This window comes from Delftia sp. BGA-UO-ETr-SB1 (assembly GCF_059567865.1).
In genome coordinates this window covers 858,519-871,795 of the sequence record NZ_JCAQOW010000004.1, presented here as the reverse complement: position 1 = coordinate 871,795, position 13,277 = coordinate 858,519, and the positions used below count along the sequence as shown (strand labels likewise).

Genomic DNA, 13,277 nt, shown 5'->3' with positions numbered 1-13,277 from the left:
TCGTGTCGAACCCTGTGGAATTACAGGTCGAACAGCAGGCGCGAAGGATCTTCCAGCGCGTCCTTCATGGCCACCAGGCCCAGCACGGCTTCGCGGCCGTCGATGATGCGGTGGTCATAGGACATGGCCAGATAGTTCATCGGGCGGACCACGACCTGGCCGTTCTCGACCATGGCGCGGTCCTTGGTGGCGTGCACGCCCAGGATGGCCGACTGGGGCGGGTTGATGATGGGGGTGGACATCATCGAGCCGAAGGTGCCGCCGTTGGAGATGGAGAAGGTGCCGCCGGTCATGTCTTCAATGCCCAGCTTGCCGTCTGCCGCCTTCTTGCCGAATTCGGCAATCTTCTTTTCGATGTCGGCGAAGCTCATCTGGTCTGCATTGCGCAGGATGGGCACCACCAGGCCACGGGGCGAACCCACGGCGATACCGATGTCGAAGTAGCCGTGGTAGACGATGTCGTTGCCGTCCACGGAAGCATTGAGCACGGGGTACTTCTTCAGGGCGTGCACTGCCGCCTTGACGAAGAAGGACATGAAGCCCAGCTTGGTGCCGTGTTCCTTGGTGAAGGCGTCCTGGAACTTCTTGCGCAGATCCATCACCGGGGCCATGTTCACTTCGTTGAACGTGGTCAGGATGGCGTTGGTGGACTGCGACTGCAGCAGGCGCTCGGCCACGCGGGCACGCAGGCGGCTCATGGGCACGCGCTGCTCAGGACGGCCGCTGAGGTCTTCCTTGGCAGCGGGAGCCGACACCTGGGGCAGCGCCTTGGTGGGCACGCCGGTGGGGATGACGGCAGCCGTGGACTGCACGCCGCCCTTGACGGCGGCCAGGGCGTCGCCCTTGGTCACGCGGCCATCCTTGCCGGAACCAGCCACGTTGGCGGCCGACAGGTTGTTCTCTGCCAGCAGCTTGGCAGCGGCGGGCATGGCGACATCGCCCTTGCTGCCGCCAGTGGCAGCAGCAGCGGCGGGAGCAGCAGCAGGCGCTGCAGCAGCGGGAGCGGCGGCTGCAGCAGGAGCGGCAGCGGCCACGCCGGCCACGCCTTCGGTGTCGATCTTGGCGATCAGCTGCTCGGCCACCACGGTGGCGCCGTCACCTTGCACGATCTCGGCCAGCACGCCAGCGGCGGGTGCGGGCACTTCGAGCACGACCTTGTCGGTTTCGATTTCGATGAGGATCTCATCGATTGCAACCGCTTCGCCGGCCTTCTTCTTCCAGGTCAGCATGGTGGCCTCAGCGATGGACTCGGACAGCTGGGGAACTTTGACTTCAACGATAGCCATTTGTGATTCTTTCCAAAAGTGTTCTGTACTGATACGTAGCGGGTGGGGGCTGCCTTACTTGTTCAGGACAAAACCCTTGAGCTTGGAGAACGCGCCTTCCACCAGGGCCTTTTGCTGCTCCTGGTGCAGGTGTGCGTAACCCACGGCGGGCGATGCCGAGGCAGCGCGGCCGGAGTAGCCCAGCTTCTGGCCATCGAGCATGTTCTCGTGGATGTAGTGCTGCACGAAGAACCAGGCGCCCTGGTTCTGCGGCTCGTCCTGGCACCAGACGATCTCGGTGGCGTTGCCGAACTTCTTGAGTTCAGCGGCGAAGGCCTTGTGCGGGAAGGGGTACAGCTGTTCGACGCGGATGATGGCGACGTCCTTGCTTTCCTTCTCGGCGCGCTTCTTGACCAGGTCGTAGTAGACCTTGCCCGAGCATGCGATCACGCGCTTGACCTTGGCCGCGTTCTTCACGACGGCTTCGTCCTGCTCGGGGATCACGGTCTGGAAACCACCGCTGGTGAACTCGGACAGCGGCGAGGTCGCATCCTTGTTGCGCAGCAGCGACTTGGGGGTCATGATGACCAGCGGCTTGCGCAGCGGGCGCACCATCTGGCGGCGCAGCACGTGGAAGATCTGGCTGGCCGTGGTGGGCTGCACGATCTGCATGTTGGCGTCGGCGGCCAGCTGCATGAAGCGCTCCAGGCGTGCCGAGCTGTGCTCGGGGCCCTGGCCTTCATAGCCGTGCGGCAGCATCAGCGTCAGGCCATTGATGCGACCCCACTTGACTTCACCGGAGGCGATGAACTGGTCGATCACCACCTGGGCGCCGTTGGCGAAGTCGCCGAACTGGGCTTCCCAGATCACCAGGGTGTTGGGATCGTTCGACGCATAGCCGTACTCGAAGCCCAGCACGGCCTCTTCGGACAGGATGGAGTCGATGACGGTGAACGGAGCCTGGCTGTCGGCCACGTTCTGCAGCGGGATGTAGGTGCCTTCGCTCCACTTTTCACGCTTTTGGTCATGGATGACCGAGTGGCGGTGGGTGAAGGTGCCGCGGCCGCAGTCCTCGCCCGACAGGCGCACGGGGTAGCCCGATGCGACCAGCGATGCGAAGGCCATGTGCTCGCCCATGCCCCAGTCCACGTTGACATCGCCGCGGCCCATGGCTGCGCGGTCGTCATAGACCTTCTTGACCAGCGCGTGCGGGGTCACGGTCTCGGGGATCGTGGTGATGCGTTCGGCCAGGCGCTTCCATTCGGTCAGCGGGATGGCGGTGTCGCCAGCGTCGGTCCAGGTCTTGCCCAGGAACGGGCTCCAGTCCACGGCGTACTTGCTCTTGAAGTTCGTCAGCACCGGGTCCACGGTGTGGCGGCCTTCGTCCATGGCGGCGCGGTAGGCCTTGGCCATATCGTCGCCCAGCGATTCGCCCAGGCCTTGCGTGGCCAGCTTGTCGGCGTACAGCTTGCGGGTGCCGGGGTGGGCGCCGATCTTCTTGTACATCAGCGGCTGGGTCAGGGCAGGCGTGTCCTGCTCGTTGTGGCCCAGCTTGCGGAAGCAGACGATGTCCACGACCACGTCCTTGGAGAATTCCATGCGGAATTCCAGCGCCAGCTGCACGGCCAGTGCCACGGCTTCCGGATCATCGCCGTTCACGTGCAGCACGGGCGACTCGATCATCTTGACGATGTCGGTGCAGTACAGCGTGGAGCGGGTATCGCGCGGATCGGAGGTGGTGAAGCCGATCTGGTTGTTGATGATGATGTGCACCGTGCCGCCCGTGGTGTAGCCACGGGTCTGGGCCAGCGCCAGGGTTTCCTGGTTCACGCCCTGGCCGGCAAAGGCGGCATCGCCGTGCACCAGCACGGGCAGCACCTGCTTGCCGTGCGGGTCGTCGCGGCGGTCCATGCGCGAGCGCACCGAGCCTTCGACCACGGGGTTGACGATTTCCAGGTGCGAGGGATTGAAGGCCAGCGACAGGTGGACAGGGCCGCCAGCGGTGGACACATCGGAGCTGAAGCCCTGGTGGTACTTCACGTCGCCCGAGGGCAGATCTTCGGGAGCGGTGTGATCGAACTCGGCGAACAGGTCCTTGGGCATCTTGCCCAGGGTGTTGACCAGCACGTTCAGGCGGCCGCGGTGGGCCATGCCGATCACGACTTCCTGCACGCCCTTCTGGCCGGCAGCGTTGATCAGCTCGTCCATGGCGACGATGAAGCTTTCGCCACCTTCCAGCGAGAAGCGCTTTTGGCCGACGTACTTGGTGTGCAGGTAGCGTTCCAGGCCTTCGGCAGCCGTCAGGCGGTCGAGGATGCGCTTTTTCTGGCTGGCGTCAAAGCTGGGCTTGGTACGGCTGGTTTCCAGCTTTTGCTGCCACCAGCGCTTTTGCGTCTGGTCGGTGGCATACATGTACTCGGTGCCCAGGGTGCCGCAGTAGGTCTCGCGCAGCGCGTTCATCAGCTCGCGCAGCGACATGCTTTCCTTGCCGAAGAAGGTGTTGCTCGTGTTGAACACCGTTTCCTGGTCGGCATCGGTGAAGCCGTAGAACGACGGCTCCAGCTCGGGAATTTCGGGGCGCTCGGTGCGCTTGAGGGGATCGAGATCGGCCCAGCGTGCGCCGACATTGCGGTAGGCGGCGATCAGTTGCTGGACGGCGGTGCGCTTGCGGCCCAGCTCGGAGTCGGCGCCGGAGGCCACGACCACCTTGGTGCCGCCTTGCTTGGCGCGCTCGGCGAAAGCGTTGATGACGGGCTGGTGCGGGACGTCCTTGGAGTCCGTGCCGTCGACTGCGGGCACATGTTGCAGTGCATCAAAGTACTCGCGCCAGGAATCCGGCACGCTACCGGGGTTGGCCAGGTAGTTCTCGTACATTTCTTCGACGTAGGGGGCATTGCCGCCGAAGAGGTAAGTATTGCCTTGATAGGCTTGGTAGACCGACGTCTGATCGCTCATATTGCGCTGACCTCCGCCTCCCTGAAGGAGGCATTAGCTGGTTTGTAGAACCTTCCGCGACACGGCTGTACCGATTGGCGGATGCGACTGTGGCTGGGGAAGGGCCTGGTTGCGACCGCCATTGTGCCACCGTTCAAACATCGCAGCAGGGCAGTTACCAAGCGATTACCTGGACCCTCCGGGAGTTCCCGCAGTCGCGTACATTGGCGCATCTTCCGAACGGACCGACAGATGAACCTGCTGCCCTTACACAAACGCACTTTCATGCTGCTGCTGATCGCGGCGACCATCGGCTTCGGTGCCGTGCTCTGGGAATTCATGGGGGCCATCTTCTGGGGCGTCGCCCTGGCCATCCTGTTCTCGCCGCTGCACCGGCGCCTGCTGGCGCGCATGCCCCGGCGCACCAATCTCGCCGCCCTGTCCACCCTGCTGCTGTGCCTGGTCGTGGCCATCCTGCCGCTGGCGCTGATCGGCGCCTCCCTGGTGCGCGAGGCCTCGTTGATCTATGAGCGCGTCAACAGCGGCAACCTGGATGCAGGCACCTATTTGCAACAGATCATGGACGCCCTGCCCTCCTGGGTCACACCCTGGCTGGAGCGGTTGCACCTGGGTTCGCTGGCCGAGCTGCAGGACAAGCTGTCCAGCATCGCCATGCAGGCCTCCAAGCTGGCCGCCACCAAGGCGCTGGGCATAGGCCAGAACACGTTCGGCTTCCTGGTGGGCTTTTGCGTGATGCTGTACCTGCTGTTTTTCCTGCTGCGCGACGGCCGTGACCTGACCCAGCGCATCCGCATGGCGATTCCGCTGCAGGCCGACCACAAGGCCGAACTGTCGAGCAAGTTCACCACCGTGATCCGTGCCACCGTCAAGGGGAACCTGGCCGTGGCGGCCGCCCAGGGCGCGCTGGGCGGGCTGATCTTCTGGATTCTGGGCATCCAGGGGCCCGTGCTGTGGGGCGTGGTGATGGCCTTCCTGTCGCTGCTGCCCGCCGTGGGCGCCGGCCTGATCTGGGCCCCTGTGGCCATCTACTTCCTGGCCACCGGTGCCATGGGCAAGGGTCTGATCCTGATCGCCTACGGCGTGCTGGTGATCGGACTGGTGGACAACGTGCTGCGCCCCTTGCTGGTGGGCAAGGACACGAAGATGCCCGACTACATCGTGCTGATCTCGACGCTGGGCGGCATGGCTCTCTTCGGACTGACGGGTTTTGTGATAGGCCCCGTGATCGCGGCCCTGTTCATGGCGATCTGGGACATGTTCTCGCGCATGCAAGTGCAGGATGAGGAAAAGCGCCGCCAACTTGCCCAGGCAGGTTTGGCGCATGCTGAATATCAGGCATCGGATGATATGGACCTCAAGCAAGCACCGCACGATCCGCGCCCGCCGGCACGCTGAGCCTGCTCCGGCCCCTCCCTCTGGACGGGGGCCGGAAATCCATTTCCAGGCATTCAATGGGTGCAAATGGATCGCATTCGCGCAATAGCCTGGATCCATCGACCTCATTCATCCACTCAATGAATGGCGGATTGATATAAAACAAAATGTCCGAAGCCCTGAATCCAGATAATCATTTCAACTGATGATCCCGCCGGGCGGCGCCCCGGCAAGCCCCGCGCAGCAAGGCCTGGCGTGGAGCTTGCGCGCGAATGCCGCACAGGGCGACTCAGGATTAAGGGTTATTTCCCGGATTGATTCCGGGGTGCACTCGTAGAATTTGCTTACAAGCGTCAATTTCTATTAGAAGGTACCCCACATGGTCCAATTCTCCAGACGCCAGTTCATGAAAGTGACTGGTTCGACTCTGGCCGGATCCAGCCTGGCGTTGATGGGCTTCTCGCCCACTGCCGCCCTGGCTGAAGTGCGCCAGTTCAAGCTGGCCGCCACCACGGTCACCCGCCAGACCTGTACCTACTGCTCGGTAGGCTGCGGCATCCTGATGTATTCGCTGAGCGACGGCGTCAAGAACGCCAAGCTGTCGGTGATCCACGTCGAGGGTGATCCGGACCACCCCGTCAACCGCGGCACGCTGTGCCCCAAGGGCGCCTCGCTGCTGGACTTCGTCCACAGCCCGCACCGCCTGAAGTACCCCGAGTACCGCGCCCCCGGCTCCAACGAGTGGAAGCGCATGTCCTGGGACGAGGCGCTGACGCGCATCACCAAGCTGCTCAAGGACGATCGCGACGCGAACTTCGTCGAGCAAAACGACAAGGGCCAGACGGTGAACCGCTGGCTGACCACCGGCATGCTGGCCGCCTCGGCCTCCAGCAACGAAGCCGGTTACGTCACACACAAGGTTGCCCGTTCCTGGGGCCTGCTCGCACTCGATAACCAAGCACGTGTCTGACACGGCCCGACGGTGGCAGGTCTTGCCCCGACGTTTGGCCGTGGAGCGATGACGAACCATTGGGTCGACATCAAGAACGCGGACGTTATCCTGATCATGGGCGGCAATGCCGCTGAAGCACATCCCTGCGGTTTCAAGTGGGTGACCGAAGCGAAGGAGCACAACGGTGCGCACTTCATGGTGGTCGATCCGCGCTTCAACCGCTCCGCCTCCGTGGCCGATTTCTATGCCCCCATCCGGTCGGGCTCGGACATCGTGTTCCTGGGTGGCGTGATCAACTATCTGCTGACGAACGACAAGATCCATCACGAATACGTGAGGAACTACACCGACTTCTCGTACATCGTGAAGGAGGAGTTTGCGTTCGACGAAGGCATCTTCTCGGGCTACGACCCGCAGACACGCAAATACGACAAGTCCAGCTGGGACTATGAGCTCGACGCCGACGGCTACGTGAAGGTGGACGCCAGCCTGCAGCATCCGCGCTGCGTGTACCAATGGCTCAAGCGCCACTACGCCAGCTACACGCCCGAGAAGGTGGAGAGCGCCTGCGGCACGCCCAAGGAAAAATTCCTGCACGTGTGCGAGAAGCTGGCATCGACCGCCGTACCGGGTCGCGTCGCGACCATCCTGTACGCACTGGGCTGGACACAGCACACCACGGGCGCGCAGATCCTGCGCACGGGCGCCATGGTCCAGCTGCTGCTGGGCAATATCGGCGTGGCCGGCGGCGGCATGAACGCGCTGCGCGGGCACTCCAACATCCAGGGCCTGACGGACCTGGGCATCCTGTCGGCCTCGCTGCCCGGCTACCTGACGCTGCCCAACGAAGGCGAGCAGGACTACCAGAAGTACATCGACGCGCGCACGCCCAAAGCCATGCGCCCAGGCCAGATGAACTACTGGTCGAACACGCCCAAGTTCCACGTGAGCCTGATGAAGGCCTGGTGGGGACCGGCGGCCACGGCCGAGAACAACTGGGCCTTCAACTACCTGCCCAAGCTGGACAGGCAGTACGACATGCTGCAGGTGTTCGACCTGATGGCGCAGGGCAAGATCAACGGCTACATCGCCCAGGGCTTCAACCCGCTGGCGGCCCTTGCGAACAGCAACAATGTGCGCGAAGGCCTCAAGAAGCTGAAGTTCCTGGTGATCATGGACCCGCTGGTCACCGAGACATCGGAGTTCTGGCAGAACCACGGCGAGTTCAACGACGTGGATCCGGCATCGATCCAGACCGAGGTGTTCCGCCTGCCCACGACCTGCTTTGCCGAGGAAGACGGCGCCGTCGTCAGCTCCTCGCGCGTGCTGCAGTGGCACTGGAAGGCGGCCGAGCCCCCGGGCGAGGCCAAGACCGACATTGCCATCATGACGGCCCTGCACCTGCGCCTGAAGCAGGCCTATGAGAAGGACGGCGGCAAGTTCCCCGAGCCGATCACCAAGCTGTGGTGGCCCTACGCCCATGCCGATCATCCGACCTCGGAAGAGATCGCCAAGGAGTACAACGGCCGCGCGCTGGTGGACCTGTTCGACCCCAAGGACCCGACCAAGCTCATCCGCAAGGCCGGCGAGCAGCTGGCCGGCTTCGGCGAGATGCGCGACGACGGCACGACGATGGGCGGCTGCTGGATCTGGGCCGGCTGCTGGACCTCGTCCGGCAACCAGATGGCCCGGCGCGACAACAGCGACCCCACGGGCATCGGCAACACGCTGAACTGGGCCTGGGCCTGGCCGGCCAACCGCCGCGTGCTCTACAACCGCGCCTCCTGCGACCGCAACGGCCAGCCGTTCGATCCCAAGCGCACGCTGATCCGCTGGAACGGCAAGGCCTGGGGCGGTGCCGACGTGCCCGATATGGGCCCGACCATGCCGCCGGAGACCACCGATCCGTTCATCATGAACCCCGAGGGCGTGGCGCGCTTCTTCGCCCGCAAGGGCATGAACGAGGGACCGTTCCCCACCCACTACGAGGCCTTTGACAACCCGCTGGGATACAACCCCATGTATCCCGACAACAAGCTGGCGGTCATCAACCCGGCCACGCGGATCTTCGACTCCGTCAAGGATTCGGCGGGCTCGCCCAGCGAGTTCCCGCACGTGGGCACGACGTACCGCCTGACCGAGCACTTCCACTACTGGACCAAGCACGTTCAGCTGAACAACATCGTTCAGCCCGAGCAGTTCGTGGAAATCGGCGAGGCGCTGGCCAAGGAACTGGGCATCGAGACCGGCCAGCATGTGAAGGTCAGCTCCAAGCGCGGCTTCGTCAAGGCCGCCGCCGTGGTGACCAAGCGCATCAAGCCCATGAAGATCGATGGCAAGACCATCCACCACGTGGGCGTGCCCATTCACTGGGGCTTCTCGTCGACGGGCCGCAAGGGCTACATGGCCAACAACCTGACGGCATCGGTGGGCGATGGCAACAGCCTTACCCCGGAATCCAAGACCTTCCTCGTGAAGGTGGAAAAGGTTTAAGGAGCAGCTGATGTCATCAACCATGTCTCTCGATATCAAGCGTCGCTCGGCCACGACGACGCCTGCTCCCAGTGCGCGCGAAACGCACAGCGGCGAGGTGGCCAAGCTCATCGATGTCTCCAAGTGCATCGGGTGCAAGGCCTGCCAGACCGCCTGCATGGAGTGGAACGACCTGCGCGACGAAATCGGAACCTGCGCGGCCGGCGTCTATGACAACCCGACCGATCTGACCGATCAGTCGTGGACCGTCATGCGCTTTACCGAGTACGAGAACGAAGCGACCGGCAACCTGGAGTGGCTGATCCGCAAGGACGGCTGCATGCACTGCGAGGACCCGGGCTGCCTGAAGGCCTGCCCCTCGCCGGGCGCCATCGTGCAGTACAGCAACGGCATCGTGGACTTCCAGCAGGACCAGTGCGTGGGCTGCGGCTACTGCGTCACGGGCTGCCCGTTCAACATCCCGCGCATCTCCAAGAAGGACCACAAGGCCTACAAGTGCACGCTGTGCTCGGACCGCGTGGCCGTCGGCCGGGAGCCTGCCTGTGTCAAGACCTGCCCCACGGGCGCCATCATGTTTGGCACCAAGGAGGCGATGAAGGACCAGGCCGAGCACCGCATCGGCGACCTCAAGCGGCGCGGCTATGCCGAGGCGGGCCTCTATGACCCGCAGGGCGTGGGCGGCACCCATGTGATGTACGTGCTGCATCACGCAGACAAGCCTTCGCTGTACAAGGGCCTGCCCGACGACCCGAAGATCAGCCCCATGGTGTCCCTGTGGAAGGGCGTTGCCAAGCCGCTGGCCATGGCCGCGCTGGGTGCAGCTGCCGTCGGCAGTCTGTTCCACTACATCACCAAGGGCCCGAACGACGTGTCCAAGGAACTGGAAGACGAAATGGACCGCAAGGACCAGGAAGCCGCTGAAAAGGAGGCCCGCCGATGAAACGCAACCCACGTGACCTGGTGCGCTACAACGCATCGGAGCGTGCCAACCACTGGGTGGTCGGCATCTGCTTCATCCTGCTGGCGCTGTCGGGCCTGGCGTTCTTCCACCCGGCCTTCTTCCCGCTCACTCAGCTGTTCGGCGGCGGGCCGTGGACGCGCATCCTGCACCCCTACATCGGGGTGGTGATGGCGCTGTTCTTCATCATCATGGCGCTGCGCTTCTGGCGCCTGAACGTGGTCGAGCCGCGCGACATCGAGTGGCTCAAGAACGTCAACAAGATGATCGACGGCGACGACCACGACATGCCCGAGCAGGGCAAGTACAACGGCGGCCAGAAGCTGCTGTTCTGGGGCCTGGTCATCGGCATGCTGGCGATCACCGTGACCGGCGCGCTCATGTGGCGCGCCTGGTGGACGCTGCCCGTCAACGTGGTGCGCGCCGCCTCGGTGGTGCATGCCATTGCGGGCGTGTGGATGATCGGCCTGATCATCATGCACGTGTACGCGGCCATCTGGACCCGGGGCACCATCCGCGCCATGCTGTACGGCACGGTGACGCGGGCCTGGGCCAAGCAGCATCACCGGGGGTGGTATCGCAAGATGACCGGGGATAATGACTGACACCCCCTGAGCGGCTTACGCCGCTTCCCCCTCTCTACTCGCTGCGCGAGGGAGGGGGACGGCACCCTCGGTGCGGGGCGGCCCTTCCTCGGTGCCCCTCGCCTTGGGCCGCGCCAGTTTTCACAGACATGGCGTCATACTAGGCATCAGCCTGAGCACCCAGCCGCCCAGCGATCCGGGCGGCTGTTTTTTTGGGATTCATTCCAATGCAACGCATTCTTCAACCTGGCGATATCGAGTCGCTGGATCACACCAGTTTTCCGCGCGTGCTGCTGCCGCAGTTGCCGGGGCTGTTCGTCGAGCGGGCGGCGCGGCTGCGGCAGCTGGCCGAGGGCAATCCGATTGCCGATTACCTGCGGTTCGTGGCGCAGATCGTGGACGCGCAGGGCAAAGCGGCCGGGCAGTTGACGCTGGCCGCGCCCGATGCGGCGCTGATCGCGCGGGCGCAGGAGCATTCGATGCCGCTGCTGCCTGCCGCCGACCATATCGATGCCGCCTGGCACGGTGTGCTGGACCGCATGCTCGATACCCTGTCGGGCGCCGATGGCCTGCCTGCGCCGCTGCAGCCGCTGCTGCAGGAGCTGCGCGCGCTGGACACGGCCGGGCGTGACGAGATCGCGCAGCGGCTGCTGCAAAAGGAAGTGGCGGCCCGCCACGTAGGCATGGCGCCTTTTGTGATGGCTGCACTGCAAGTGGTGTTTGCCACGCGCGCCAGCGGCCTGAGCGCACGCGACGTGCCCTATACCGATCCCGCCTCGATCTGCCCCGTCTGCGCCAGCGAGCCCGTGGCCAGCGTGCTGCGCATCGGCGGCAAGGCCGCAGGCCACCGCTACCTGCACTGCGGCACCTGCTGCACGGAGTGGCACATGGTGCGCGTCAAGTGCTCCCACTGCGAGTCGACCAAGGGCGTCGAGTACCAGGGCATCGATGGCGCAGGCGATACCGTGCTGGCCGAGACCTGCGAGGAATGCGGCAGCTACCGCAAGGTGATCAACCAGGAAAAGGACCCGATGGCCGAGCCCCTGGCCGACGACATGGCCTCGCTGATGCTGGACCTGCTGATGGGCGAGGAGACGCGCTTTCAGCGCGCCAGCGCCAATCCCCTGCTCTACGTGGCCTTTGCCGAGGAGCAGGATGAGGCCGGCGATGCGCTGATCGACCCCGCCACGCCTGCTGCCTGACCCTTTCGCACGCCATGACCGATACCGCCGCCCCCTCTGCCGCCCCCTCTGCCGCCTCCCCTGCCGCCGCCCCTGCCCCATCCGCGCTGCGCCTGCCTGCCGTGGACAAGGTGCTGCTGAGCGCCGACATGCTCGCGCTGCGCGAGCGCCACGGCCTCGATGCCTGCACCCAGGCCGTGCGCGAATCCCTGGCGCAGATGCGGGCCGATGCGCAGGAGCGGCTGCGGTCGGGCGAGCCCGATGCAGGCGCGCCAGGCATCACTGAGGTGGTGCAGGCGGCCGGCCTGCGCCTGGCTCGGCGCTTTGCGCCCCGGCTGCGCACGGTCTTCAATCTCACGGGCACGGTGCTGCACACCAACCTGGGCCGCGCCCTGCTGCCGCAGGAGGCGGTGGACGCCGTGGTGGCCGCCATGACGGCGCCGGCCAACCTGGAGTACGACCTGGAGGACGGCGGCCGTGGCGACCGCGACGACCTGATCGAATCCCTGGTCTGCGAACTCACGGGCGCCGAGGCCTGCACCGTGGTCAACAACAACGCCGCCGCCGTGCTGCTGACCCTGGCCACGCTGGCGGCCGGGCGCGAGGTCATCGTCTCGCGCGGCGAGCTGGTGGAGATCGGCGGCGCCTTCCGCATTCCCGACGTGATGACGCGCGCAGGCGCCACCCTGGTCGAGGTGGGCACCACCAACCGCACCCATGCGCGCGACTACGAAGGCGCTGTCGGCGAACACACCGGCCTGCTCATGAAGGTGCATTGCAGCAACTACGCCATCACCGGCTTCACCAAGGCCATGAGCGACGCGGAGGTGGCATCCATTGCCCATGCGCACGGCCTGCAGATGGTGGTGGACCTGGGCAGCGGCACCCTGGTCGATCTGCGCGAATGGGGCCTGCCCTACGAGGTCACGGTGCGCGAGACCATCGAGTCGGGCGCCGACATCGTCACCTTCAGCGGCGACAAGCTGCTGGGCGGCCCGCAGGCCGGCCTGATCGTGGGCCGCAAGGACCTGATCGCCCGCATCAAGAAACATCCGCTCAAGCGCGCACTGCGCGTGAGCAAACTCACCCTGGCCGCGCTGGAGCCTACGCTGCGCCTGTACCTGCACCCCGAAAAGCTGGCTGAGCGCCTGACCACGCTGCGCCTGTTCACGCGGCCCCAGGCCGACATGCAGGCCCGCGCGCAGGCGCTGCAGCCGCTGGTGCAGCAGGCGCTGGGCAGCCGCTATGTGGTGGAAACCGCCGAGATGAACAGCCAGATCGGCAGCGGCGCCCTGCCCGTGGAAAACCTGCCCAGCTGGGGCCTGCGCCTGCATCCGGCCGACGGTCGCCAGGCCGGCCGCCAGCTCACCCGGCTGGAGGCCGGCCTGCGAAGCCTGCCCCGCCCCGTCATCGGCCGGCTGCATGACGACGCGCTGTGGCTGGACCTGCGCTGCCTGGAAGCGGCCGACGAGCCTGCCTTCACCGAACAGCTGCCGCTGCTGCACATCGCCTGAG

General features: G+C 65.1%; 8 protein-coding genes. 6 read left to right on the top strand and 2 right to left on the bottom strand.

Translation table 11 applies throughout. The annotated features are described in order from the left end of the window. Positions 1-20: 20 nt before the first annotated feature. Positions 21-1,286 carry a 2-oxoglutarate dehydrogenase complex dihydrolipoyllysine-residue succinyltransferase gene (gene odhB / locus AC57B5_RS04395; protein ID WP_013802659.1) on the bottom strand — a complete coding sequence of 422 codons (1,266 nt, stop codon included), beginning with the start codon at positions 1,284-1,286 and terminating at the stop codon, positions 21-23. Positions 1,287-1,340: 54 nt separating this feature from the next. Next, complete coding sequence (locus AC57B5_RS04390) at positions 1,341-4,220, bottom strand: 2-oxoglutarate dehydrogenase E1 component (protein ID WP_013802660.1); 2,880 nt, start codon at positions 4,218-4,220, stop codon at positions 1,341-1,343. A gap of 231 nt (positions 4,221-4,451) precedes the next feature. Here AC57B5_RS04390 and AC57B5_RS04385 point away from each other — a divergent pair, with 231 nt between their 5' ends. From AC57B5_RS04385 to selA, 6 genes are all read left to right on the top strand, one after another. Then, entirely contained in the window at positions 4,452-5,615 is a 1,164-nt protein-coding gene (locus tag AC57B5_RS04385; RefSeq protein ID WP_071955586.1) for an AI-2E family transporter, read from the top strand. A 358-nt stretch (positions 5,616-5,973) separates the two neighbouring features. Then, positions 5,974-9,039 carry a formate dehydrogenase-N subunit alpha gene (gene fdnG, locus AC57B5_RS04380; protein ID WP_496398828.1) on the top strand — a complete coding sequence of 1,022 codons (3,066 nt, stop codon included), beginning with the start codon at positions 5,974-5,976 and terminating at the stop codon, positions 9,037-9,039. Positions 9,040-9,049: 10 nt separating this feature from the next. Beyond that, positions 9,050-9,979, top strand: coding sequence for a formate dehydrogenase subunit beta (fdxH, locus tag AC57B5_RS04375; RefSeq protein ID WP_012205325.1), 930 nt, complete (start codon positions 9,050-9,052; stop codon positions 9,977-9,979). Next, entirely contained in the window at positions 9,976-10,602 is a 627-nt protein-coding gene (locus AC57B5_RS04370) for a formate dehydrogenase subunit gamma (RefSeq protein ID WP_012205324.1), read from the top strand. The genes fdxH and AC57B5_RS04370 overlap by 4 nt, the downstream gene beginning before the upstream one ends. A gap of 206 nt (positions 10,603-10,808) precedes the next feature. Further along, positions 10,809-11,783 carry a formate dehydrogenase accessory protein FdhE gene (gene fdhE, locus AC57B5_RS04365; protein WP_496398827.1) on the top strand — a complete coding sequence of 325 codons (975 nt, stop codon included), beginning with the start codon at positions 10,809-10,811 and terminating at the stop codon, positions 11,781-11,783. 14 nt (positions 11,784-11,797) lie between these two features. After that, positions 11,798-13,276 carry an L-seryl-tRNA(Sec) selenium transferase gene (gene selA, locus AC57B5_RS04360; protein ID WP_496398826.1) on the top strand — a complete coding sequence of 493 codons (1,479 nt, stop codon included), beginning with the start codon at positions 11,798-11,800 and terminating at the stop codon, positions 13,274-13,276. Position 13,277: the final 1 nt, after the last annotated feature.